The organism is Azospirillum sp. A1-3, assembly GCF_023806445.1.
Lineage (GTDB): Bacteria > Pseudomonadota > Alphaproteobacteria > Azospirillales > Azospirillaceae > Azospirillum.
Genome location: NZ_JAMSLU010000002.1, coordinates 205638 through 230973 on the forward strand (window position 1 = coordinate 205638; position 25336 = coordinate 230973).

General features: G+C 65.3%; 20 protein-coding genes and 2 pseudogenes. 6 read left to right on the top strand and 16 right to left on the bottom strand.

Annotated elements, in window-relative coordinates:
• The first annotated feature begins 4 nt into the window (after window positions 1-4).
• From M5E06_RS14310 to M5E06_RS14320, 3 genes are all read left to right on the top strand, one after another.
• Window positions 5-1069, top strand: coding sequence for an ABC transporter ATP-binding protein (locus M5E06_RS14310; RefSeq protein ID WP_252138727.1), 1065 nt, complete (start codon window positions 5-7; stop codon window positions 1067-1069).
• A complete protein-coding gene (locus tag M5E06_RS14315) occupies window positions 1066-2076 on the top strand; it encodes an ABC transporter ATP-binding protein (RefSeq protein ID WP_252138728.1) in 1011 nt (336 codons plus the stop codon). Before M5E06_RS14310 ends, M5E06_RS14315 begins: the two co-directional genes overlap by 4 nt.
• A gap of 130 nt (window positions 2077-2206) precedes the next feature.
• A complete protein-coding gene (locus M5E06_RS14320) occupies window positions 2207-3670 on the top strand; it encodes an N-acyl-D-amino-acid deacylase family protein (RefSeq protein WP_252138729.1) in 1464 nt (487 codons plus the stop codon).
• On the opposite strand, the gene M5E06_RS14325 is transcribed toward M5E06_RS14320, so the two are convergent.
• The 10 genes from M5E06_RS14325 to M5E06_RS14375 form a co-directional block, all read right to left on the bottom strand.
• Window positions 3648-3812, bottom strand: coding sequence for a hypothetical protein (locus M5E06_RS14325; protein WP_252138730.1), 165 nt, complete (start codon window positions 3810-3812; stop codon window positions 3648-3650). The two genes, M5E06_RS14320 and M5E06_RS14325, sit on opposite strands and share 23 nt — an antisense overlap.
• A 407-nt stretch (window positions 3813-4219) precedes the next feature.
• A complete protein-coding gene (locus M5E06_RS14335; RefSeq protein ID WP_252138731.1) occupies window positions 4220-5131 on the bottom strand; it encodes an ornithine cyclodeaminase family protein in 912 nt (303 codons plus the stop codon).
• Between the two features lie 99 nt (window positions 5132-5230).
• Window positions 5231-6520: a D-amino acid dehydrogenase gene (locus M5E06_RS14340; protein ID WP_252138732.1), complete on the bottom strand. Its 1290-nt coding sequence runs from the start codon at window positions 6518-6520 to the stop codon at window positions 5231-5233.
• A 47-nt stretch (window positions 6521-6567) separates the two neighbouring features.
• Window positions 6568-8229: a methyl-accepting chemotaxis protein gene (locus tag M5E06_RS14345; RefSeq protein WP_252138733.1), complete on the bottom strand. Its 1662-nt coding sequence runs from the start codon at window positions 8227-8229 to the stop codon at window positions 6568-6570.
• A gap of 18 nt (window positions 8230-8247) precedes the next feature.
• The gene (locus tag M5E06_RS14350; RefSeq protein ID WP_252138734.1) at window positions 8248-9792 is read right to left on the bottom strand and encodes an N-acyl-D-amino-acid deacylase family protein; all 1545 of its coding nucleotides are present in this window, start codon (window positions 9790-9792) and stop codon (window positions 8248-8250) included.
• A 15-nt stretch (window positions 9793-9807) separates the two neighbouring features.
• Complete coding sequence (locus tag M5E06_RS14355; protein WP_252138735.1) at window positions 9808-10662, bottom strand: ABC transporter permease; 855 nt, start codon at window positions 10660-10662, stop codon at window positions 9808-9810.
• The gene (locus M5E06_RS14360) at window positions 10659-11540 is read right to left on the bottom strand and encodes an ABC transporter permease (protein WP_252138736.1); all 882 of its coding nucleotides are present in this window, start codon (window positions 11538-11540) and stop codon (window positions 10659-10661) included. The genes M5E06_RS14355 and M5E06_RS14360 overlap by 4 nt, the downstream gene beginning before the upstream one ends.
• Before the next feature lie 11 nt (window positions 11541-11551).
• The gene (locus tag M5E06_RS14365; protein ID WP_252138737.1) at window positions 11552-12676 is read right to left on the bottom strand and encodes an ABC transporter ATP-binding protein; all 1125 of its coding nucleotides are present in this window, start codon (window positions 12674-12676) and stop codon (window positions 11552-11554) included.
• Window positions 12677-12768: 92 nt separating this feature from the next.
• Entirely contained in the window at window positions 12769-14148 is a 1380-nt protein-coding gene (locus tag M5E06_RS14370) for an amidase (protein ID WP_252138738.1), read from the bottom strand.
• Window positions 14149-14235: 87 nt separating this feature from the next.
• A complete protein-coding gene (locus tag M5E06_RS14375) occupies window positions 14236-15288 on the bottom strand; it encodes an ABC transporter substrate-binding protein (RefSeq protein WP_252138739.1) in 1053 nt (350 codons plus the stop codon).
• Window positions 15289-15454: 166 nt separating this feature from the next.
• Here M5E06_RS14375 and M5E06_RS14380 point away from each other — a divergent pair, with 166 nt between their 5' ends.
• On the top strand, window positions 15455-16333 hold the full coding sequence (locus M5E06_RS14380) for a MurR/RpiR family transcriptional regulator (protein ID WP_252138740.1): 879 nt from the start codon (window positions 15455-15457) through the stop codon (window positions 16331-16333).
• A 793-nt stretch (window positions 16334-17126) separates the two neighbouring features.
• Here the strand turns inward: M5E06_RS14380 and M5E06_RS14385 are convergent.
• Together M5E06_RS14385 and M5E06_RS14390 are read right to left on the bottom strand one after the other, a co-directional pair.
• Window positions 17127-17393, bottom strand: coding sequence for a hypothetical protein (locus tag M5E06_RS14385; RefSeq protein ID WP_252138741.1), 267 nt, complete (start codon window positions 17391-17393; stop codon window positions 17127-17129).
• Window positions 17394-18055: 662 nt separating this feature from the next.
• A complete protein-coding gene (locus M5E06_RS14390; RefSeq protein ID WP_252138742.1) occupies window positions 18056-18550 on the bottom strand; it encodes a Ros/MucR family transcriptional regulator in 495 nt (164 codons plus the stop codon).
• 206 nt (window positions 18551-18756) lie between these two features.
• Between M5E06_RS14390 and M5E06_RS14395 the strand changes: the two are divergent.
• Window positions 18757-19224: pseudogene (locus M5E06_RS14395) on the top strand (transposase); the annotation flags it as partial.
• 27 nt (window positions 19225-19251) lie between these two features.
• On the opposite strand, the gene M5E06_RS14400 reads toward M5E06_RS14395, so the two are convergent.
• Together M5E06_RS14400 and M5E06_RS14405 are read right to left on the bottom strand one after the other, a co-directional pair.
• Window positions 19252-20220, bottom strand: a complete 969-nt coding sequence (locus M5E06_RS14400; protein WP_252139350.1) for an IS5 family transposase — start codon at window positions 20218-20220, stop codon at window positions 19252-19254.
• A 102-nt stretch (window positions 20221-20322) separates the two neighbouring features.
• Window positions 20323-20634, bottom strand: a pseudogene (locus M5E06_RS14405) (AraC family transcriptional regulator ligand-binding domain-containing protein); the annotation flags it as partial.
• A gap of 199 nt (window positions 20635-20833) precedes the next feature.
• Here M5E06_RS14405 and M5E06_RS14410 point away from each other — a divergent pair.
• Window positions 20834-22024, top strand: coding sequence for an acetyl-CoA C-acyltransferase (locus M5E06_RS14410; RefSeq protein ID WP_252138743.1), 1191 nt, complete (start codon window positions 20834-20836; stop codon window positions 22022-22024).
• Between the two features lie 182 nt (window positions 22025-22206).
• On the opposite strand, the gene M5E06_RS14415 is transcribed toward M5E06_RS14410, so the two are convergent.
• Both M5E06_RS14415 and M5E06_RS14420 read right to left on the bottom strand, forming a co-directional pair.
• Window positions 22207-23388: an acetyl-CoA C-acyltransferase gene (locus M5E06_RS14415; RefSeq protein ID WP_252138744.1), complete on the bottom strand. Its 1182-nt coding sequence runs from the start codon at window positions 23386-23388 to the stop codon at window positions 22207-22209.
• Window positions 23389-23599: 211 nt separating this feature from the next.
• Entirely contained in the window at window positions 23600-25333 is a 1734-nt protein-coding gene (locus M5E06_RS14420) for a methyl-accepting chemotaxis protein (RefSeq protein WP_252138745.1), read from the bottom strand.
• Window positions 25334-25336 lie beyond the last annotated feature (3 nt).

Consider the following 25336-nt stretch of genomic DNA (forward strand, 5'->3'; position numbering starts at 1 on the left):
CGCCATGACCGCCTCACGCGACCTGCGGGACGATCCGCCCCTGTTGGAAATCGACGAGCTGCGCACCCACTTCGACACGCTAGCCGGCACCGTCCGTTCTGTGGACGGCGTCTCCTACCGGCTGAATGCCGGAGAAACGCTCGGCATCGTCGGCGAGTCCGGATGCGGCAAGAGCGTGACCGCCCTGTCGATCCTGCGCCTGCTGCCATCGCCGCCGGCCCGCTTCGCCGGAGGCGCCATCCGCTTCCGCGGTATCGATCTGCTGTCGCTGCCGGAACGCGAGATGCGCGACATCCGCGGCAACCGGATTTCGATGATCTTCCAGGAGCCGATGACCTCGCTGAACCCGGCGCTGACGGTCGGACGCCAGATCGCCGAGACGGTCATGCTGCACCAGGGTCTCGGCCGGCGCGAAGCGTGGTCCCGCGCCGTGGAGATGCTGCGCCTGGTCCAGATCGCCGAGCCGGACCGCCGTGCCGCCGAGTACCCGCATCAGATGTCGGGCGGGATGCGCCAGCGGGTGATGATCGCGCTGGCCCTGGCCTGCCATCCCGACGTGCTGATCGCCGACGAGCCGACGACCGCGCTGGACGTGACCATCCAGGCGCAGATCCTCAACCTGCTGCGCGATCTTCAGGCCCGGCTCGGCATGGGGATCATCATGATCACCCATGATCTCGGGGTGGTGGCAGAATGCTGCGACCGCGTTGTTGTGATGTATGCCGGCCGCAAGGTGGAGGAGGCGCCGGTCGAGGATCTGTTCGACCGTCCGCTGCATCCCTACACCCGCGCGCTGATGGCATCGATGCCGTCCATGGCCGGCGGCGGTTCGCGCCTGCCGGAAATTCCGGGCATGGTGCCCGCTCCCCAGGGTCTCGGCGCCGGTTGCGCCTTCGTCCCACGCTGTGCCTTCGCCACGGAGCGATGCCGGCGCGAGCCCCCGCCCCTGACCGCCGTCGGCGTCGGCCATGCCGTCGCCTGCTTCGAGGCGGAGCGCGTGGGCTGCACCACAGCGGCCTTCCCCCTCCCCTTCCAGACCTCTCCATCCCAGGCTGGAGCATCCGCATGACTCCGCAATCGATCGTCACCCCGTCGCCTCTCCTGGACGTGACGAACCTCACCAAGCACTTCGTGCTTGGCCACCGGGCGCCGTGGGCGCCTGCCCCGAGCGTGAAGGCGGTGGACGGTGTGTCCTTCGCGCTGGACCCGGGCGAGACGTTGTCCCTGGTCGGCGAGTCCGGCTGCGGCAAGACCACCACGGGTAAGTCGGTGCTGCGCCTGATCGAACCCAACGGTGGCTCGATCCGCCTCGACGGCGAGGATCTGCTCTCGCTGTCCCCGACCCAAATGCGCCGCCGCCGTCGCGACATGCAGATCGTATTCCAGGATCCCTATGCCTCGCTGAACCCGCGCCTGCCGGCCGGCGAGATCGTCGCCGAGCCGCTGCGCAACTTCGACGACCCGGCTTGGCGCTCGGCCGGACAACGGGAGGACCGCATCGCCTGGCTGTTCTCCAGAGTCGGTCTGCGGCCAGAGGCGATGCGCAAGCTGCCGGCGGAGTTCTCCGGCGGACAGCGCCAGCGTCTGGGCATCGCCCGCGCGCTGGCGCTCAACCCGAAGCTGATCGTTTGCGACGAACCGGTGTCGGCACTCGACGTCTCGGTCCAGGCTCAGGTGGTCAACCTGCTGATGGACCTGCAGGCGGAATTCGGCATCGCCTATCTGTTCGTGGCCCATGATCTGGCGGTGGTCCGCCACATCAGCCACCGGGTGGCGGTGATGTATCTCGGCCGCATCGTCGAGATCGCGGACCGCGACACGCTGTTCGACAGCCCCGCCCACCCTTACACCCGGATGCTGCTGTCGTCGGTGCCGTCGCCCCGCCCCAGGGCGAAAGCGGAGCGGATGCTGCCGCTCGGCGACCCGCCGAGTCCGTTCAAGCCGCCGAGCGGCTGCGGCTTTCACCCCCGCTGTCCGTTCGCTCGGGCCGAATGCCGGGAGACCGCGCCGGCGCTGGCGCCGCCCACCGCGGGCGGCCCGCCGTCGCATCGGGTAGCATGCCATCTCGCCGCATAGCCCGGTCCACGTCCGTCGCCCCACCCCCTGATCAAGGCTGCACCAAGATGTCGCCACTACGGCCATTCTCCTTTCCATCGCACCTCCACATATCGCCGGATGGCGCCGCCGGACTGGAAGGTTTTACCCCATGAACAGTTTGGTGGCGTCACGGCCGGCCTATGATCTGGTCCTGCGCAACGGAACCGTGGTGGACGGCAGCGGCCGGCCGGGCTTCGCGGCGGACGTTGCGATCGCCGCGGACCGCATCGCTGCGGTCGGCCGGTTGCCGGCGGAAAGCGGCGCAGTGGAGGTGGACGTGACCGGGCTGGTGGTGGCCCCCGGATTCATCGACGTCCACACCCATGACGACCGGCTTGTGCTTATCCAGCCGCAGGCGGTGCCGAAGATCACCCAAGGGGTCACGACCGTGGTGACCGGCAACTGCGGGGCCAGTCTCGCACCGGCCATGCTGAACGACCCGGTCCCGGGACCTCTGAACCTCCTGGGCAAGAGCGCCGGCGACTTCTTCGCCTCGTTCGTCGATTACATGGCAGCCGTCGGGAAGGCCTCCCCCGCGGTGAATGTCGTGCCGCTGGTCGGACACATGACCTTGCGCGCATCGGTTGGCGCCGATCCGGCGCGCGCGGCGTCGGCGAACGAGATCGTCCGCATGCAGGCCATGCTGAGGGAAGCCCTGGAAGCCGGCGCCTGCGGCTTTTCGACGGGACTGGCCTATCCGTTCAGCAACAAGGCGTCCACGGCGGAAGTGACGGCGCTCGCCGCGGTGGCCGGAGAATTCGGCGCCATCTACACCACCCACATGCGCGACGAGGGTGAAGGCATGCTGGCGGCCCTGGAGGAATCGTTCGCCACCGCGCGCGCCGCCGGGGTGCGGTTGGTCATCTCGCATCACAAGTGCCTCGGCATGTCGATGTGGGGACGCAGCGCACGGACGCTGGCGGTGATCGACGAGGCGGCGCGGTCGTGGGACGTCGCGTTCGACGCCTATCCCTACACGGCCAGTTCGACCATCCTGTTGCCCGGCAAGCTCAAGACCGCGCGCGAGACCTGGGTGACGTGGTCGACCCCGCACCCGGAGGCGACCGGCCGGCGCGTCGAGGACATCGCATCGGCATGGGGTTGCACGCCCGAAGAGGCGGCGGAACGGCTCAGCCCGGCCGGCGCCATCTACGTCAACATGGACGAAGACGATGTTCGCCGCATTCTGAAGCACCCGCTGTGCATGATCGGATCGGACGGGCTGCCGCATGACCAACACCCGCACCCGCGGCTGTGGGGCACGTTCCCGCGGGTCCTCGGCCACTATAGCCGGGATATCGGGTTGTTCCACCTGGAGGAGGCGGTGCATCGCATGACCGGCCTGCCGGCCCGTCACTTCGGCATCGCCAACCGCGGCACCGTCACCGTCGGCGCCTTTGCCGACCTCTGCGTTTTCGATCCGGCGACGGTGCGTGACCACGCCGATTTCGCCTGTCCGACGGAGCCCGCCGCCGGCATCGTCCATGTGCTTGTCAACGGGCACATGGCGTTGCGCGATGGTCGCCACACCGGCGGCGGTGTGGGCCGTATCATCGGCAAAGCCGGCGGATGACCTTCTGAACGACCTGCTCGCCGGGGAACGCGTCGATTTCCGCAATGACGTCGTTGCCGCCATTCTTCACTCGGCGTTCGATCCGCGCCGGCAGGATCGTGAGCGAGTGGATCTTGTCGTTAAAGACGAACTCGCGCTTCACTTGGCGCAGAAACCACGGCCTGGCGACATCCGGTTAGGCAGCGTCGCCAACGCCGACGGCCGTCGGCGCGTGCTACGTCGAAGGGGCATTGTCACATCAACGGTGGCGGCCTGTCATTCGTGACGGAAACCTCGCAGGATGTCGCCGTTCTCATATGCCCGCCACCAATTCCCGCCCGCGATTGTCCAGCATGCGATCTGGCTGTATCTGGGCTTTACATTTAGCCACCGGGAGGTCGGCGGCATCGACGTGTCTTACGAATGCTGTTGCAGGCACTGGTGACGGATATCTGCATACCAGTCTGTCCGACCGCTGCAACAGCACCGCTCTCCTCAAAGGAGCGTTCTCAAGAATTCCAATTGAAACGCCCCCGCTGCGAACAAGGTCTCGGTGGCAATTCTCTAACCTTATGTGCGGATACTGAGCCGACGAGCAACGAGGTTGGCGAGCGCCACATCTTCAATTCCGACGCCAACCGACTTGTAGACGATGATCTGTTCGTGATTACCTCTCCACGCGTTGGGTTCGGCGACCACGGCGCCCAGCTCCTCAACGCACTCCCAGTCCACCACGTCACCGGCGAGCACCAGATCCCCCGCCTCGCGGCGCGCCTGCGGCTTCCACTCCACGACGATGCGCTCCGCGCGCTCGAGCAGGGTCGCATCGATTTCCCGGGTGTCTGGTTTGCTTGACCCGATTGCCGCCACGAAGGCACCACGCTTCACTGCATTTCCGGAAAAAAGCGGGGTCTTGGCACGGGTGGCCGTTACGATGATGTCAGCCTCACGCACGGCCTCGGCCGCCTCGACCGCCGCCGCATTGACTCCGAAGCGGTCGCGAACCCATCTGGCGCAATCGACAGCCCCCTCCCGACCGACAATATGCACGCGGCCGAACGTTCGGGTGGTCAGAAAGGCTTCCAAATGCGCACGAGCCTGGATGCCGGTGCCGAACACGGCCAGCACCTCGGCATCGCGCCGGGCCAAGGCATTAGCAGCCACCACCGTGACTGCCGCGGTGCGGAATTCAGTCAGCGCGTTACCTTCCATGACGGCGATCAGCCGGCCATCGGTGTTGGAAAACAGAGGGAGGATGAAATTGAACTTGCCGTCCACCGTCGGGTAGACCTTGGCGCCCGTGACGCCGGCGTCGGTGAGGATGGCACCCATCATGCTGAGCGATACACCGCCGCCATGTACCCGAACGCGGTCCTGCATGGCGCCGCCGCCGCGTCCATGATCGCGGAAAACGTCTGCCATGGCAGCGATGGCATCAGGAAAGGTCAGGACGCTACGAACGTCCGCATCGCTGATGAACACTGTAACCTCCGGAAATGGCGGAATGGCCGCCGTTGAATCGCGTTGGGAGATTGGTCAGCTCCATTGCCCTATCCGCCCGGATACCCGCCCAGGCACTCGTTAAGAGGCGGGAACCAGTTCGGCGCTGGTTGCAGCGAGGCTGGGCAAGGTGAACCTCTGGAGCGAAATGGCCGGCCGACGACCGGCCACCAGATCGCCGACGACCCGCGCCGACCCCATCGCCAGGGTGAAGCCGAGGGCGCCGTGCCCGACGTTCAAGAGCAGATTGGAGAATTTCGTCGGTCCGAGGATCGGCATGCTGGTCGGCGTCGCCGGCCGCAAGCCGCACCATGGCTCGACTTGCCGATAGTCGGAAACATCGGGGAAAGCGGCCCTCGCTTCGCGGATCAGCAGCGCGAGCCGCTGTTCGTCCATCTCCCGTCCGTACCCGACGATGTCGGCCATGCCCGCGACACGCAGCCGATCGCCGAGCGGAGCATAGACGATCTTGCGGGCATAATCCGTGACGCTGACGGCGGGAGACGCCGCCGGCGCGCGCACCGCCACCGAAATGCTGTACCCCTTGAGCGGGTAGATCGGCAGATCGACCCCCGCCGTGCCGGCCAGCGCCCGGCTCCCCGTTCCGAGAGCAAGGACATAGGCGTCGGCCTCGATGGCGCCCTGATCGGTCTCGAGCGCCAACACCCGCTCCCGGTCGCAAACAAACCGGTTGGCCGCGAGGCCGTAGGCGAATTTGACAGTGTAGGGCTCTGCACGCAGCAGCGCTTCAAGCCCAACGCAGAACCGATGGCAATCGGCCGCCTGCTCGCTCGGCGTGAAAATCCCGCCAATGAGGCGGTCGCGAATGCGGGACAGAGAGGGCTCGATATTGAGGCACTCCGCCGCATCCATGGCGTGCTGAACGCAGCCGAAGCGCTCCTGGTAGCGCATTTGCGCCACGGCGCCCTGGAAGCTCTTCTGGCTGGAGTAAACAACCAGCTTGCCCGTGCGGGAATGCGAAAATTCCAGTTCGGTTCTGGAGATGAACTCTTCCAGCAGCGCGCGGCTGTACAGGGAAAGCGCCAGCAGGCGCTCGGTGGCGCGGCGGCTCTGCCGGCCGGTGCACGCCGCCAGGAATTGCAGGCACCAGCGCCACTGGTGCAGGTCAAGGCGCGGGTGGAAACGCAATGGCGAATTGCGGTCGAGCAGCCAGAGCGGCAAATCCCGCAAGGCGCCGGGGCCGGCCAGCGGTGCGACGTAGCTGTAGCTGAGCTGACCGCCGTTGGCATAGCTGGCACCGCGCGCCGGACTGTGCTCCCGGTCGACGACCGTGACATCGTGGCCGTCCCGGGCAAGGCAGTAAGCGGTGGTCAGGCCGGCGACGCCGGCTCCGAGAACGATGATGTGCATGCGTGCGTCTCTCAATTGTAGCGCGGCAAGTTGAGCGCGGCCCCCGCTCACGCGGCGCGCAACTGCGCCAGGAACCGGGCCACCGCTCCGTTCAGGTTTTCGGCTTCGGTGACGAATTCGCCGGCGACCGCCTGAACTTCGCGGACCATCGCCGACGAGGTTTCGGCCGCCATGCTGACGTCGGTGATGTGGTGCGACACCTTCCGTGTGCCCGATGCCACTCCCTGGACGTTGCGGGCGATGTTGGACGTGGCGGCGCCTTGCTGTTCGACCGCCGTGGCAATGGTGGCGGAGATCTCCTGCATCGCGGCGATCGTATCGGCGATCTCGCGGATGGCGGTCACCGCACCGCCGGTAGCGCTTTGCATGGCACCGACCTGCGCCTTGATCTCGTCGGTCGCCCTGCCCGTCTGCGAAGCTAGGCTCTTCACCTCCGAGGCGACGACCGCGAAGCCGCGGCCCATCTCGCCGGCCCGTGCCGCTTCGATGGTGGCGTTCAGAGCAAGCAGGTTGGTCCGGTGGGCGATCTCGCTGATCAGCGTGACGATGCGCCCGATGCGCTCCGCCGCCGCCTCCAGGCCGGCGACCATCGCATTGGTGTGATGGGCCTTGGCGGTGGCCTCACGGGCGACATCGGCAGCGCGGCTGACTTGGCTGGACACTTCGGCAATGGATACCGACAACTCCTCGGCACCGCCGGCCACGGCATCCACGCGCACCGACGCCTCGTCGGCAAGACAGGCGACCTTGGCCGCCTCGCGACTTGAGCACTCGGCGGCCTCGAAGACGACGCCGAAGCGCTTCTGGAGCTGGCCGGCACGCTCGTTGAGCGCCGCCACCACGCCGTGCACGCTACTTTCCAGGCGATTCGAAATACCGTCCACCAGGCACTGCTGCTCGGCGGCAGCCCGGTCGGCCTGCGCCGCTGCTTCGGTTTCCAGCCGTGCACGCTCCAGCAACGCGTCGCGGAACACCTGGACGGACCGCGCCATGGTGCCAATCTCGTCGGAGCGCGAAGCATGCGGCACCGTAAGCCTCGTATCGCCGGCCGACAGCTGCTGCATGACTTGCGCGATGCGCAGCATTGGACGGGATACCAGCCGCGCCACGAAGGCATAGAGGATGACCGCTCCGATCACCGACGCCGCTGCTCCGACGGCCATGATCAGACGCTGTTCGGCGAACCGTTTCGACGCGGCCTGCGACTGCGCGGCAAGGCTCGCGCGCTCCGCCTCGATGGTTTCGCTGACCGCGTGGCGGATGCGTTCGATCGCGGTGCGCGACGCGTCGGTGGCGGTCATGATCCGTATGTCGCCCTGCACCGCGTCACGCCACAAGTTGACCGCCTCGACGGTCGCCTCAAGCCGGGCGCGGTGAGGCAGGTCGGCCGGCCGGAGCGCCTGCGCCTCCTCGACGAGGGTGTCGAACCGTCGCTTGAGCGCGTCCTTGAACGGGGCCAGAACCTCCGGATTGGTGGACGCCAGATAGAGGCTGACGGCCATGTCCTGCTCGGAGACGTTCTGGAGGATCTGTTGCAGCCGGCCGATCACTTCATATCCCTGGACGGTGGCCTCCCCGCTGCGGCCGATCGCCTCCAGGCCCCGCAGATTGACGCCGGCCACGGCGAGCGACACCGCCGTGAAAACACCGAAGAGGAGCAGCAGCTTGGCCGCGATGCCTCTTGCGTGCGTGCCCGGACCATTGTTCATGAACGCCTCCTGCGCGGGTCAGGCCGCGCTGGTGTGGGGATTGCGGATGACCCGCCCGGGACGCGCGCCGACGATGCCGCCATCCCGCAGCACGGGCTGGCCGTTGACGAAGACGTGGACGATGCCGTCCGCCGGCTCGGTGGGGTTGCGGAAATCCGCGCGGTCGCACACCGTGGCCGGGTCGAAGACGCAGAGGTCGGCGTAGGCTCCGGCGCGGACTGCTCCGCGGTCGGGAATGCCGAGCTGTCGCGCCGGCAGCCCGGTCATCCGGTGGACCGCCTCTTCCAGGGTGAACAGGCCGGTCTCGCGGCAATAATGGCCGAGCACGCGTGGGAACGTGCCCCAAAGCCGCGGGTGCGGGTGCTGGTCGTGCGGCAGCCCGTCCGAGCCGATCATGCAAAGCCGGTGTTTCAGGATGCGGCGGACGTCCGCTTCGTCCATGTTGACGTAGATCGCACCGGCCGGCGCCAGGCGTTCCGCCGCTTCCTCCGGTGTGCAGCCCCAGTCGGCGGCGATGTCCTCGACCCGCCGGCCGGACGCCTCGGGAAAGGGGGTGGACCAGGTCACCCAGGTCTCGCTGGACCGCTTGAGCTTTTCCGGCAGCAGAACGGTGGAGCTTGCGGTGTAGGGGTAGGCATCGAGGGCGATGTCCGACACCCCCGCATCCTTGTCGACGGTCGCCGCGTCGATGGCCGCCAGCGTCAGGACGCTGCGCCCCCAGACCGACACGCCGAGGCACTTGTGGTGGGAGATGACCAGCCGCACGCCGGCCGCCCGCGCGGTGGCGAAGGATTCGTCCAGCGAGGCCAGCACCCCCTCCCCTTCGTCGCGCATGTGGGTGGTGTAGACCGCACCGTAGCGGCCGGCGACCGAGGCGAGCGCCACCACCTCTTCCATCGGTGCGTTGCGGCTGAAGGGATAGGCGAGGCCGGTGGAGAAGCCGAAGGCCCCCGCCCTCATCGCCTCGTCCAGCATCGCCCGCATGGCGGCGACCTCGCCATCCGACGCCGCCCGTGCCGGGTCGGCGCCGACCGACGCGCGCAGCCCCATGTGCCCGACCAGCGGCACCACGTTCACCGCCGGGGACGCCCCCTCCACCGCCGCCAGATAGGCGGGAAAGGTGCCGAAGAAGTCGTCCGTCGCCTTGCCCAGCACGTTCAGCGGGGCCGGCACGATGCCATCGGAGACCGCGGCATCAAGGATCACGGGAGCGAGGCTGACGCCACAGTTGCCGGTGACCACGGTCGTCACGCCCTGCGTGACCTTCGGTTCCGCCTCCGGCTGGATGAGGATCAGCCGGTCATCGTGGGTGTGGACGTCGATGAATCCGGGCGCCACCACCAGTCCAGCCACGTCCAACTCCAGCGCGCCGCTGCCCTGGAGCAACGGACCGACCGCGACGATGCGGTCCGCCGCGATGGCGACATCCGCCGCGAAGACTGGGCGCCCGCTGCCGTCCGCCACCATGCCGTTGCGCAGAACCACGTCGTAGAGCGGGCGCGGTTCCCCGTTTCCATCCCCGCCGCAGGGCTGCGGCAGAGACGGGCTGATGAGCTTTTCCATGGTGCGTCCCTTACCTTATGCCTTGGCCCGACGCGCGGCCCGCGCCCGCAATCCCTCGATGGTGCCCATCAGCAGCACCGACATGACGATGATGAGCGTGGAAACCACCGCGATGGTCGGCGACAGGTCGAAGTCGATGTCCTCGAACATCTTGCGCGTCAGCGTCTTTTCGGTGCTGCTGGACAGGAAGTAGGAGATCACCGCCTCGTCCAGCGAGGTGATGAAGGCGAAGGCCGCGGCGGTCGCGAAGCTCGGCCCCAGCAGCGGCAGCGTGACGTGCCGGAAGGCGCGCAGCCGGTTCGCCCCCAGGCTGGCCGCCGCCATCTCTAGGCTGGGGTCCATCTTCTGCAGGCCGGCCGAGATAGTGATGACAACGAAGGGCAGACAGACCACCGTGTGGGCCATCACGAAGCCGGTCAGCGAGCCCAGCAGGTTCCACTTCATGTAGACCATGTACATGGCGACGGCGATCACGATGTGCGGCACGATCATCGGCGCCAGGACGACGGCCCGCACAGCGCCCTTCAACGGCACCCTGCCCCGCACCAGCGCCAGCGCGCCCATGGTGCCGAAGATCATGGCCGCGACGGTGGTCAATCCGGCGACCTTCAGGCTGAACAGCGTGGCGCCGATCCATTCAGGGTCCTGGAAATACGCGACGTACCAGCGCAGCGACCAGTGGGCCGGTGGGAAGGCCAGATACTGGGTGTCGCTGAAAGAAGTCGGAATGACCACGAGGGTCGGCAGCAGCAGGAACAGGAAGATCAGGGCGCAGACGCCCTTGAGCAGGGCGTCGCCGAAATGTTTCGAGAGGGTCTGGCGTCGGGCGGCCACGGTGGCCGCCGGCGCGGAATGCGCGTGCGAGGTCATGACGCGGCCTTCTTGTCGAGCCCGAGGAAGCGGTTGAACACCGTGACGAGCAGCAGGGTGATGCCGAGCAGAAGGGCTGCGAGCGCTCCGGCGAAGGGCCAGTTAAGCAGCTCCGTGGTCTGCTGGCCGATGAGCGTGGCGACCATCAGCGTCTCCGGTCCGCCGACCAGCGCCGGCGTGACATAGAAGCCCAGCGACAGGATGAAGACCATCAGCACGCCCGAGGCGACGCCGGGCAGGCTCAGCGGCAGCACCACAAGGAAGAAGACGCGGGTTGCATTGGCGCCGAGGCTCTGCGCCGCCAGCGGCAGGTCGCGCGGGATGGTGCGCAGCGCCGCCCAGATCGGTAGGATCATGTAGGGCAGCAGCACGTGGGTCATGGCGATGGTAACCGACAGCTCGTTGTAGAGCAGCGGCAGCGGCGCATCAGTCAGCCCCAGGCCCATCAGCACGGAATTGAGCAGGCCATTGCGTTGCAGGATGATGATCCAGGCATAGCTGCGCACCAGCACGCTGGTCCACAGCGGCACCAGCACGCAGGCGGTCGCCACGGCGAGCCGCCAGCCGCTCAGCCGGGCCATCAGGAAGGCCACCGGATAAGCGAGCACCAGCGTCAGGACGGTGACCACGCCGCCCAACAGGAAGGTCCGGCCGAGGATGCGCAGGTAAAGCGGGGACTCGGTGATGTTAACGAACTCGGCGAGGGTGAAATCCGGGTTCCAGACGCTCACCGCAAGCAGGCGGCCGACCGGCAGGATGAACGCCACGCACAGGCCGATCACCAGCGGGCTGACCAGCAGCAGGGAGAGCGGCGCCGGAAACCTCCGCCCGTCGGGTTGCCACAGCGTGGCCGCGAACCGTTTTAGTGATGCGGTCATGGCGGCGCCTCTCAATAGACCAGCGCGTTAGCGGGGTCCCAGGTCAGGGACACGGCCTCACCGCGCGCGGGCTTCATCGCGTCGCTCTGCACCGGGACGCGCACGGTGATCTCGGGCAGGCCGCCCGAGCGCAGCAGGTAGATCAGCGTCGGGCCGGCATAGATCACGTCGGACACCGTGGCGGCCATCCCGCCAGCGGTGGCGGGCGCCAATGCGACGCGCTCCGGACGGACCGTCAGACGCACGCGTGCCCCCACCGCCGTGCCATTACGGGCCGCCGCCGCCGGCGTGCCCCGCACCACCGCACCGCCGGCAAGCCGCACCGTCCACTCCTTGCCGGCGGTGGCCACAAGCTCGCCGTCCAGCAGGTTTGTCTCGCCGATGAAGCTGGCGACGAAGGGGTTCGCCGGCCGCTCGTACAGCTCGGCCGGGGTGCCGACCTGCTCCAGCCGGCCGCGGTTCATGACCGCGATACGGTCGGCCATGGTCAGCGCCTCCTCCTGGTCGTGGGTGACGTAGATCACCGTGGCGCCCAGCGACTCCTGGAGGTGCTTGATCTCGATCTGCATGCGCTCGCGCAGCTTCTTGTCGAGCGCCCCCAGCGGCTCGTCCATCAGCAGCACCGGGGGCCGGTAGACGATGGCGCGGGCCAGAGCCACGCGCTGCTGCTGGCCACCAGAGAGCTGCGCCGGCAACCGCTTCTCCATGCCCTCCAACCCGACGACGCGCAGCGCGTCCTGCGCCTTGAGCCGGCGCTCCCCGGTGGTGACGCCGCGCATGCGCAACGGGAACGCCACGTTGTCGAGAATGGTCATATGGGGGAAGAGCGCGTACTTCTGGAACACCATGCCGACGTCGCGGCGGTGCGCCGGCATGCGTGACACGTCGACGCCGTCGATGCACACGGTGCCGCTGTCCGGGTGTTCGAAGCCGGCGATCATCATCAGCAGCGTCGTCTTGCCCGACCCGCTAGGGCCGAGCAGCGCCACGAACTCACCCCGGCCGACGGAGAGGCTGACGCCGTCCACCGCGGTGAAGCTGCCGTAGTGTTTGATGATGCTGTCCATCGACACCGTTCCGCCGCGAATGGGCTGCAAGCCGGAATAGTCCTCGTGGATGGAATGGGCTGTGGTCATGGAGCTCTCCTCCCAGGAGACACCCACCGCTGCATGGCGGCGGGGCGGGGTTCTTGGTGCGGCGTTGGGGGAATATCCCGGGACGCCGTGCGTCACGCCGCGACGCGGCGCAGCGTCGCGCGATGCCTTGGAACCGGGCTGTCGATGGCGCGCTCCGCCTCAACCGCGAACGACAGCAGCATCGTGTCGTCATGGCGCCGTGCGGCGAACTGCAAGCCCACCGGCATGCCCCGGGCGGTGAAACCGATCGGGACGGACAGCGCCGGGAGGTCGAGATAGTTGGCGAACCGGGTGAAGACGGTCGGCACGTGATCCTCGTCCACCACGGAGACGGGGATCGCGCCATCGGGGCAGGTCGGAAGCGCGATGACGTCGAACCCGCGCATCGCGGTGTCGAACCTCCGCTGGTGTTGCCGCCGCTCCGCGATCATCATCTCGTGCGGCGGCTTGGCCCGGCCGCTCAGGATGCGGTTGCGAACAACCGGCCCGAACAGATCAGGCGTCGCCTCGATTGCCGCCCCATGGATGGTGTAGGCTTCGTGGAGTGCAAGGTGGCCAGCCACTGCCGAGTAGGTCTCTAAGCGCTCCGGACTGCGGAACCGTCCGACTTGCTGTCCGGCCTGCGCCAGTCTGGCCAGGGCCGCCCGGTAGAGAGCCTGGATCTCCGGCGACACCGTGTCCAGCTCGGCGTCCTCAAGATCGCCGATCCGCACCGGGGCAAGCGAGCCCTGGAACATCCCACCCGCTATCCCACTGCCTTGCAACAGCGCCGTGAACACCGTCCGCACGTCATCGACGGTCTGGCCCAGCAACCCGACGACGTCGTGCGTCGGGCTGTAGGGAATCACCCCATCGAGCGGCACCAGCCCTGGAGAGGGCTTGAAGCCGACGATGCCGCAGAAGCCCGCGGGAATGCGCACCGACCCTCCGGTGTCGGAGCCCAGGGCAACCGGCGCCAACCCGGCGGCGACGGCCACCGCGGACCCGCTGCTCGACCCGCCGGGAACGCAGTGTTCCCCGGCGTTCCAGGGATTGCGGGGGATCGGGGATGCACTCTGGGTGCCCCAGCCGCCACAGCCCAGCTCAACCGTCGCGGTCTTGCCGAGAACGATCATCCCGGCGTCCTGCAGCCGCTTCACCGGCCAGGAGGATGCGGGCACCGGGGTCGCTGGCCGCGCGTTCGACCCGCCGCGCGTCGGCAGGCCGGCCACGTCGAACAGGTCCTTGACCGCCAGCGGAATGCCGTCGAGCGGACCGCGCGCCAGTCCGCTGCGGCGCCGGGCATCGCTTTCGCGGGCCAGTGACAGGGAGTCGTCGGCCAGTGCGACGAAGGCGTTCAACGTCGGATCGTCCCGATGAATGCGATCGAGACAGCCGGAGACGACGGCTTCGGAGGACAGATGGCCCTCGGCCAGAGCCGTCGCCAGTTGGGACAGGGTCAGGCCGGACCCAGTCGGGTTGCAAGCGTCCATGGTCGATGCATCCAGGATTGGTGCGCCGTTTCGACCGGCGCCATCGTTTCAGGCTCGCGTTTCAAGTTCGGGCGGCAGTCGGGAGCGTCACCTGCTGAGCCAGCGATTCCACCGTTCGATGACCGCGGCGCGGTTGGCGGCGATCCATGCAGGGTCGATCACGGCCATCTTCGCCATGTTTTCCGGCGCCGAGCCACGCGCTGCACGGTCCTCGGGGCTGAGAAGCGCCAGCATGTTGCGGTTCGAGGTGTCGTATTTGAATGCGTTCGCGAAGGTGAGGTGGGCTTCCGGCCGGGTCAGGTAATAGTCGAGAAAGGCGTAGGCATTGTCCTGGTTCGCTCCACCCTTGAGCATCGCCCAATAGCCGATGTTCGGCACGGCGTCGTTCCAGACGACGGAGATGGGCAGCCCCTGGTCCTTGAGGACGAAACCGCTGCCCGACCACATCATGGCCATGACGACCTCGCCGGAGCGGAGCAACTGCATGCTCTGGTCGCCGGTGCGCCACCAGACGGCGATCGATGGGCGCAGCTCGTCAAGTTTTTTGAACGCACGGTCGAGGTCGAGCGGGAAGAGCTTGTCCCGCGGCACCCCGTCGGCCATCAATGCCGCCATGAGCGGCCACCAGGGCGCGCCGGCGTTGGGCATCGCGCGCGGTCCGGGAAAGCGCTTGACGTCCCAGAAATCGGCCCAGGTCTCTGGCCCGCCCTGAGGGAACCGCTTGGCGTCGTACACGATGCTGACGCCGCCCATGGTGCGCAGCAGGCCACGTTCGGTGCAGGCGCCGTCAACCGCCTGGGAGAGGTTCGTGAGCCTGGAGCAGTCAAGCTTGGCCAAGCTGTCGGCCTGCGCCACCAGATCCTCCGGCCAAGCCGTGACGATGTCCCAGCCGATGGCGTTCGCCTCGCGCATGGCCTTCACCTTGGTCCAGGTCTCGGCGTTGCTGGCGGCGACCGGACGGATGCGGACACCGGTCTTTTCCGTGAAGGGCTCATAGAAATTCTTGCGCAGCGCCTGCTCGAACGCGCCGCCCGTCGCGACGACGACGAGCTCCCTTTCTTGCGCACGTGATGGAGCCGCACTGCCCAGCGCGACCGCCAGCGACGCGGACAGGAGGGTGAGGGTCCGCAATGAAAGCAAGATGGCCTCCCTTATGAGTGGGCAACGCACAGTTTGTAGATCTGTGCATTTCGTTAACAACGTTTTATGAAAGACACCTTACATTGTTGCATGAGTGACCGCAATGTGTTTTTCATAGGCATCCGTTTATGAAATTTGCACGACACGCTGCCGGGAAGACCGAGTAATGAACCTGCTGGAACGGATCGGCCTGCGCCGCGCCGACCTGACGGAAAGCGAGCAGACTCTCGCCCGCTACGTCGCGATGAACTACGCCGGTCTGGCCTACGAACCGGCCGCCCAGATTGCGCAGAAGTGCGATGTCAGCGCAGCGACCGCGACCCGGTTTTTCACGAAGCTGGGCTACGACAGCTTTGCCGACGTGCAGCGGGAAGTCCGCGAACAGATCGAACAGCGCCTGAGTTCTCCGCTCGGCCGCTTGGGGTCGAAGGGGTCCAACGCGGAGTCCATGACGGACCTGGTCGCCCAAACCCTGGAGCGCGATCTGCGCAACATTCAGGACGCCAGTGCCGGGATGCAGCCGAGCAGGATCATCGGCATGGCCGAGATTCTCGTACAGTCGAAGGGGACGCTCTACGTCTACGGGGAAAAGAAGGCGCATGCCGTCGCCTTCTACCTGTACGCCCAACTCAACCTTTGTCTGGACCGGGTGGTGATGCTGACGTCCGAGCAGTCGCTGCTTGCGGACCGCTTGCTGCAGGTTGGCCCCGACGACAGTCTGCTGGTCGTCGATCCTCGACGCTATGCCCGTTCATCGCTTTATGTGGCGCAAACCTTCAGTGAGCGGTCGGCCCAGGTGCTGCTGCTCGGCGACAGTGAAACGTCGCCCATAGCCGCGATGGCCAGTTTCGGTATCCACTGCCCGGTTGAAGGGGCCTCGTTGTTCGATTCCTATGCGGCCCTGATGTTCGCGGCCAACGCTCTGAGCAACGTCGTGGCTGCACTCCGCAAAACTGAAATCGCCGACCGCCTGAAGGAAGCGGAACGGCTCTGGTCTCGCTTCGAGACATTCGCAACCAAGAGCAAACAGCCTGACGAGCACTGATTCAGGGATTCCGTCAACGTGTCGACAGCCGGGCCGGGCGAGGGCACGGTGGACGGCAGCGGTCTGCTGATTACGCCGCCAGCGGCGCGCCGGCGACCGCAGCCCAGACCTGGAACGCCTGGGTGCGGGCCTTTCGATAGTCGGCGGCGGAGCGGTGGTTGCGGCGATGTCAGTCTTCTCAATAAGCTTAACTCGCGAAACGTTGATATCCACGTGCTTAGCCCAGCAGCAATATTAGTAACTGGATACCAATAACGCAAACTGAAGCACGAGCCTGACATCAATAAGATTAACCGGAGCGCCCCGATGCAACAAACTGCTCCGAAGGGCCACGGCGGTTATCGGACCGAATGAGGTCCGATAGCGGTCGAGCTGACGCTCTGTCGGTCGGTAGCATGGCCAAACGGCGGCGCGTGCCACCCGAAGGCGGACCTGCGGCCGGGTTCCAGTCAAAATTATTGAGATGGTTGGTAAAAGTTATTGAGGTCGAAGGGGCACCGGCGACACGCGCCAATTCACGTTATTGCGACCAGGCTTCTGGCTGAAGCGGCTTCAGTAAAGGTTATTTCGCCAGCCGACAGATCCCGGAAATTCGACACAACGACAGTCGAGGATAGCTGCCCTCCCCTGCTGGCGATAGCGGAAATTATCACCAGAACGCAATCGCACGGCCCACTGAAATTGAGGAGAGTGAATGTAAAAGCTTTACACAATATACGTAATTGGTTTTTATCTAGAGATGCCGCCACCTTACAATGCTGTTATTTCGACAACAAACGCCAACAGCATCCTCTCACGCCTCGCGGCTGTCTGGTGCATCCAGCAGAATACGTTGGGCAAGCAGTGTATCGGGATGGTTCAGCATTGCCGCTGCATCGCCGCTGCTCCAGCAGCGAAGCCCCTGTAGCTTCTGTGTACAGGCCTTTGCCGCCTCATGCGTCAGGAACTCACGGGGAAGACGCTGCCCAGTCGACAGATGCGTGACAACCCAGACTGCAGCCCTATCATCGGCCACACGTTGGTCGATCCCGAAGGCGCCGCACACCTCACCAGACAGCATGATGGTTATTACACCCTCTCCGCCGGCGGGATCGGCGGCAACAGCCTCGTAAGTCGCTGGCGTCCACTGGCTGTTCCCAACAAGTGCAGCGTTCCGCCCAGATGTTTTTGGCGGCTCCTCCGCAGTGCGTCCAGGGACGGTCTGCTCATTGCGAGCGGTTGCTGGAGGAGTTGAGGGAGCTGACTTACGGCGGGTGTCGCGGTTGGACGAGGACGCCTCCGAGGGCCAACGCACGATCGCCCGCACAGCTAACAGAGCATCCTCATTGCGCTGGAGCGGAAAGTACCGACGCAGCTCGGCTACAGCAGCCCATTCACCCCCGGCTTCAAATGCCTGACGGATGGCAGACCGCTCCTCCTCACTCACGACAAACATTGCCTCTCCTTACCGCCTGGCGGCAGCGTCTGCCCCGAACCCCCTCCAGTTTACAGCGATTTGGGGCGAGCTGGGCATTGTCATCAATTGGCCAGTTGGCTGATCTTGGCGGGCTTCTGGACATCTTGACGGTCGACTGGCCAGAACACGCATGCCAACGTTCTCAGCGTCTTCTGGTACCAGCACGCAGCCAGGTGGGCAGCGGCGCCGGAGCACGATCTGGTGTCCAAATCCAGCACCGACGGTCACCGCCCCCCTTCTCGATCATGAACCGCGCCTCCCGTGCATTAAGCCGCAGACTTCTTTCGTCCCTTCTTGGCAGGCGATGGCTGCGGAGCGGCTGCCACTGGCGGCTCATTGCTTTCAGAGTCTGGTTGTATACTGCGCAAGCGCCCCAGCCCATGAGCCTTCGCCAATTCCGAGCGCTGTGCGGCGTAGTTGGGCGCCGTCATCGGGTAGTCGCCTGGCAGTCCCCATTTGGCTCGGTACTCGTCAGGCGTCAGATCGTGTTCGCTCCCCAGGTGCCGCTTGAGCATCCGGTTTCGTTTACCGCACTCCAGGCAAGTGATCGCATCCGGCGCGACCGACCGGCGGATCGGCACCGCGGGTGCTTGTCTCTCCTCTTTAATCGGCTTCTGCTGCCCGGCTTGGCTCAAAGCGTCGTGAACAGACTGGATCAACTCAGGCAGAGCAGAGGCTGGAATTGCCTGCCCGCGCACGTAGGACGCAGTGATTTTCGCGGTCAAAGCAACGATCTCATGTTGGTCCGCATGCGCGCTCATTTAAGCACTTCCCAATGTCACATAGAATTATGTCAGTGATAGTGCCCCCTAAATTGGCTAATGTAAACAGAGGCGTAAAAAGAATTTTTCCCATTTGCACGATGCGAAAGTGCTTCTCGCTCCGACATTGGTGCGTAAAGGCAGCGGTGGTGATGGGACGCTGGGTGGGTTATAGGCGGCCGTTCGCCCGTTGCTTCGAGATCCGCATGCCATACAAGGCCAACGAAGTCCGCCGCCACAGGATCCCACGGACCCGCTACAAAGTTGAGAACTGGGCGGAGTACGACGCGGGGCTGGTCCGGCGGGGCAGCCTGACGGTTTGGGTGACACCGGAGGCGATTACCGCCTGGACCCTGGCACGAACCGGACGGCGTGGCCGACCGCAGAAGTATTCCGATATCGCCGTGGAAGCCGGACTGATGCTGCGGCTGGCGTTCGGTCGGCCATGGCGCCAGACCGAGGGCCTGTTGGGCTCGATCATGGGGCTGCTCGGCCTCAACCTGCCAGTTCCCGACCACACCACGTTCTCGCGCCGCAGCGCCGATCTATCGGTCGCCCCGGCACTGAAGCGGACAGCCGGGCCGGTCACCGTGGTGATCGACTCCACGGGGCTGAAGGTGTTCGGCGCCGGCGAATGGCAGCAGGAGAGACTTTGGCGCACAAATCGGCGTACCGGCGGATTTCGCCCTTTCCCGGAATGTTCAGGCGACGCGGCGTGACACCGGCCTGCCGAGGCTGGTCATGACGTTGAGGACTCGGCAGCCGGCGGCGGCTTCGGTCTTCTGCGCGGGCAGAGTCCGGGCCCTCAGGCCGCGTCCGATCAGGGCCTTGTAGCGCAGTACCGCCACCTCAACCAGAGAACGCTTTCCATAGCCGACGGCCCGTTGCCAGCCGAGCCGACCCTTTTCGGCGATCAGCTGAAGATGTCGGTCGCGTCGGGTCGGTGCCGTTTCGGCCGTGTCGCTCAGCACCGCGGTTTTCCGCGGTGGGATGATCACCGCGGCCTCAGCTGAGTGCGCCGCCACGGCCCGGTAGACGGGATCGCCGTCATACGCGCCGTCCGCAAGAACTGCGGTGATCTCCTGCGGGACCTTTTCCAGCAGGGCGCCGACCAGAGAGGCATCGCCGTCGTCCGTGGTCGTCAGTTCGGAGGCGAGGATGTCACCGGTGTCCGGATTGACGGCCAAATGCAATTTCCTCCAGGTCCGGCGCGGCTTGCCGCCGTGCTTCTCCTGCTGCCATTCGCCGGCGCCGAACAACTTCAGCCCCGTGGAGTCGATCACCACGGTGACCGGCCCGGCTGTCCGCTTCAGTGCCGGGGCGACCGATAGATCGGCGCTGCGGCGCGAGAACGTGGTGTGGTCGGGAACTGGCAGGTTGAGGCCGAGCAGCCCCATGATCGAGCCCAACAGGCCCTCGGTCTGGCGCCATGGCCGACCGAACGCCAGCCGCAGCATCAGTCCGGCTTCCACGGCGATATCGGAATACTTCTGCGGTCGGCCACGCCGTCCGGTTCGTGCCAGGGTCCAGGCGGTAATCGCCTCCGGTGTCACCCAAACCGTCAGGCTGCCCCGCCGGACCAGCCCCGCGTCGTACTCCGCCCAGTTCTCAACTTTGTAGCGGGTCCGTGGGATCCTGTGGCGGCGGACTTCGTTGGCCTTGTATGGCATGCGGATCTCGAAGCAACGGGCGAACGGCCGCCTATAACCCACCCAGCGTCCCATCACCACCGCTGCCTTTACGCACCAATGTCCCCCCCATGGATCGTCCAGTGTCACGCGGAGGAAACGCAAGGCCCGCTTTAGCGCATGCTCCAGTGTTTCGGCATGCAGCACGCAATGACACAGCAAAACAAAGCTGCCCACCCGCATCGGCCTCCCACCGAGGCCGAAAAATTCATCATCGATCATTGTCGCGATCAAACGCCAGAGTTCCCCATAGCACTCCGCGGAAACAGGTTCGGTCACCCGAGGCGGCAAACCAGCGGACAGTAGCACTGGTTCGGTTGCGATACCGCGTCGGCGCAGGCTCTCCAGCGCCTCATCAACGAAGCGTGCCGCAATCATCCTTCGTTTCGCTGTCATCTCTCACGTCCGAACATAGCAAAATCGGCCGGAAAACTATGTTCTTCGTGTCATAGCTTGCCACTTTTTTCTGTCGTGTAATGCGTCTCAGCGAAGGTTCGCCCCTTCAGCAGATAGACTGCACTGATTCGGTCCGATGGACGCCTGACATGGTGCGGCGCTGACCTAATGGCCATTCCCGTCACCCTAGGAGATTCACATGACCTCTATCGATAGCATCGTCATCGCCGCCGCCGTCCGCACGCCGATGGGCGGCTTCCAGGGCGACCTCATGGGCCTGACCGGCCCGCAGCTTGGCGCCGTCGCCATCCAGGCGGCGCTGGAGCGCTCGGGCCTGCCGGCAGACGCGGTGGACGAGGTGTTCATGGGCAACGTGCTGTCGGCCGGTCTGGGCCAGGCGCCGGCGCGTCAGGCGGCGCTGGGCGCCGGGCTGCCGAAGGGGGTGGGCTGCACCACCATCTCTAAGGTCTGCGGTTCGGGAATGCGGGCGGTGATGTTCGCCCATGACGTGATCAAGGCCGGCTCGGCCAAGGTGGTGGTGGCCGGCGGCATGGAGAGCATGTCGAACGCCCCCTACCTGCTGGACCGCGCCCGCGCCGGCTACCGCATGGGGCACGGCAAGGTGCTGGACCACATGTTCTTCGACGGTCTGGAGGACGCCTACGAGAAGGGCCGCCTGATGGGCACCTTCGCCGAGGAATGCGCCAGCAGCTACAACTTCACCCGCGAGGCGCAGGACAACTACGCCATCGAAAGCCTGAACCGCGCCCGCAAGGCGGTGGAGGACGGCTCCTTCAAGGCGGAGATCGCGCCGGTCCTGGTCAAGGGCCGCAAGGGCGACACGCTGGTCGACACCGACGAGCAGCCGGGCAAGGGCGATCCCAAGAAGATCCCGACGCTGAAGCCGGCCTTCGCCAAGGACGGCACGGTGACGGCGGCGAACTCCTCGTCGATCTCCGATGGCGGCGCGGCGCTGATCGTCACCACCCGCAGCGAGGCGGACAAGCGCGGCCTGCGCGTGGTCGCCGAGATCAAGGGCCATTCCAATCACGCCCAGCAGCCGGCGCTGTTCACCACCGCGCCGGTCGGCGCGATGCAGAAGCTGTTCGAGAAGGTGGGCTGGTCGGCCCGCGACGTCGACCTGTTCGAGATCAACGAGGCGTTCGCGGTGGTGACCATGGCGGCGATGCGCGACCTCGATCTGCCGCACGACAAGGTGAACGTCCATGGCGGCGCTTGCGCGCTCGGGCACCCGATCGGCGCATCGGGGGCGCGGGTTCTCGTGACGCTGCTGGCGGCACTGGAGAAGTACGACCTGAAGCGCGGCGTTGCTTCCTTGTGCATCGGCGGCGGCGAAGCTACGGCCATCGCAGTCGAGCGGGTGGCGTAACCAGATCCTCATCCTATCCTCTGTTGCCCTCTCAGGGTGACCGGTTGCTCCCGACCCACCAGCATCGGCGATCGAGACGCGGTGCGGCAGTCCAATTACCGCCGCACCGCGTCTCAACTCCCGATTGCCGACCACATTGCAGTTGCCAAGCCTAGACCAAACCTCGTTCCATCCAGCCGGCTTCAGACGATCTCGATAGCCATTGCCGTTGCTTCACCGCCGCCAATGCAAAGAGCGGCAATGCCTCGTCGCAGGCCATGCTGACGAAGAGCATGGATAAGAGTGACAAGAATGCGCGCGCCCGATGCTCCGATCGGGTGACCGATGGCGCAGGCGCCGCCGTGAGGGTTTACACGATCATCATCAAGGCGCAGCTCTTGTATGGCGGCCATGACCACCACCGCATAGGCTTCGTTGATTTCAAAAAGGTCGACGTCATTTATCGACCAGTTGATCTTATCGACCAGCTTGCGAATGGCGGCGATCGGAGCCATCGTGAACAACGACGGGGCCTGGGCATGGCTTGTATGACCGCGGATCACCGCGAGCGGAGCGATGCCCTGCCAATCCGCTTCGCGCCGATCCATCAGAACCAGGGCAGCCGCACCGTCGGACATCGAGCAGGAGTTGGCAGCCGTGACCGTCCCGTCAGGACGGAATACCGGCGTCAGCTCGGGGACCTCGGCGATATTTGCGCGAAGCACTTTTTCATCCACGACCAATTGCTCGGCACCGGTCAACTCAACCGGCACAACCTCCTTGGCGAAGTGTCCCAGCTTTGTCGCCTCCTGCGCCCGGGTTAGGGATGCGATGGCAAATTCGTCCTGGGCCGTGCGAGACCACCCATAATGGCTGGCGCAGTCATCGGCAAAGCTGCCCATCAGGCGGCCTTTGTCGTAGGCGTCCTGCACCCCATCGACAACCAAGTGGTCGACGAGCCTGCCATGGCTAAGCCGGTGCGCCCGTCCGGCTTTGTCCAGCAGGAAGGGAGCGTTGGACATGCTTTCCATCCCTCCCGCGACCGCCGCTTTGACTGTGCCGGCGCGGATCGCATCGTGAGCGAAGATGGCGGCCTGCATTCCCGACCCACAGACTTTGCTGACGGTCGTGCAAGAGGCCGAGAGGTCGACACCAGCGCCGAGGGCTGCCTGTCGGGCTGGGGCTTGACCGATTCCTGCAGGCAGCGCGCAGCCCATAAAGACCTGCTCAACGCCGGCGGTGGGCAGAGCGCTGCGGGCCAACGCCGCTTTGATCGCGTGGCTCCCCAACTGGGTTGCGCTTTGGTCCTTGAAGGCTCCCCTGAACCCGCCGAGCGGAGTTCTCGCCGCCGCGGCAATCACAACCTCGATTGATCCTGATGTCATATTGGTCCCTCTGGAAGACGACGTAGCCACTCAAAGAGCTCCAGTCAAAAAGGGGCACCAAATAGCCAACCCCCACAAGAAACCCACGGTTAGGCGACCCCACCATGTGGCGAACACTCGTGATCGCCGTTATCCGCCGAGGCGTCACGAAATCTTTCGACTGTACATCGTCGATGGCATTGGCGGCCCTCGGCTGATCAGCGAAAGCCAATCACTCGTAATATCCGGCCATGAAGAGCAGGCCGTCATGGACTCTGACATAGGTGTTCTTGACGGCGTGCTTTTTGGTGTTGGGATTGGTCCAGACATACTTCGCCCAGGAGCCAGTCGGTTCACGTTGACCAGCCTCCACCAGCATCCGCGTGATGTACTCGCCTTTGACGTCCTGCAGGTCCCAAATCTTGGGATCGTTGCACAGCTTCGGGTTGGGATGAACGAGGAAGCGCCCATCCGCAGCATCGGCGATCACGACATAACGCTCACTGGCGTCATCGATCCAGGTTTTATCATCACAATTTGAGAAGTCGGCCAGGGACTGGCTGCGTCCAACCGTCTGGTAATGCATGATCGCGTCGTCAATGAGAGCGATGCAATCCTCAATCCATGAGGTTCGCAACGTGGATACGAAGCCATCGACGTCCCTGCCAAGACGGTCGAAAGCCGCTGCCAGCCCTTGCGTTGAGACTTGAACCGTATCGGAGGCGCCACCCACTGCGGTGGCAATCGACTGGATATTGGCGATGTCTCTTGAAACCATGCTGGTGCCGGTCGCCGCTTCGGCGACGCTGCGGCTGATCTCCTGAGTGGCGCAGCGTTGATCCTGAACCGCACCTGCGATGATCTCAAGCGCCTGATCGACACGGTTGATGGTGCTGACAATTCCCCTGATCGCTGAGACCGTGCCCACGGTCGCTGACCGCATGGCGTTGATTTCCCGTGCAATCTCCTCCGTGGCTCGGGAGGTTTCGTTGGCAAGACTCTTAACCTCGTTGGCCACCACCGCAAAACCTCGGCCGGCCGCACCGGCTCGCGCTGCTTCGATCGTGGCGTTCAGCGCGAGAAGGTTGGTCTGTTGTGCAATGTAGGTGATCAGTTGAACGACTTCGCCGATGCGGTCGGACATGCTCATCAGCTCATGCACCGTGGACTCTGTGTGTCCCACTTCGGCAACGGCCTTGCGTGCGATCCGGCTGGATTCGCTCACCTGTTCGTTGATCTGGCTGATAGAATGCGCCAACCGGCTGGTAGTCTCCGCCACGGATTGAACGTTGGCGCTCGCCTGCTCCGACGATGCCGACACCGCAGCCGAGCGCTCCGACGTCCACGTCGCGTTGCCGGCCAATTCGGTGGTCTGCGCCTGGATCGCGTCGACCGTTACCGAGACAGAAACAACCGCGGTCGTAATGCTTCGCTCTAGCTCCGACGCTAGGACCAGAATGGAACGGCGCTTGGTGCTCTCGTCCTGTTTGCGCCGCTTCTCCTGTTCCTCGCTATCCGCCTGAGCACGAAGAGCACGGGCTTTCAGGTCATGCACCGCCGTGGCCAAAGCACCGAATTCGTCTGTTCGGCCAATGCCGGGAATATCGACGTCCCGGTCGCCGTCCCCCAACCGTCCGATGCTGACAGTCATAGCTTTGATATCCCGTGAAACGGCCCGCAGCACCGTGATAGCCAGCGTGAGGATGGCCACCGATGACACGATGGCAAGGACAAGCAGCGAGCCGGCGGCAGGAACTTCCGCGTCCCCAGCCCGCGCATGAACGCTGTGGTCACCCTGCGGCCTGAGCCCCCCCATTTGATCTGCCTGCTGGAAGGATGTGGGCGCCCCCTGCTGATGGTACAGGCCATGGACGCCGAGCAGTGTAACGGCAACAACGGCCAAAACCCCGACGAACGAAATGGCAAGTATACCAGCTCGGAAGCCCCCAGCCTTGAAAACCCTCATTCC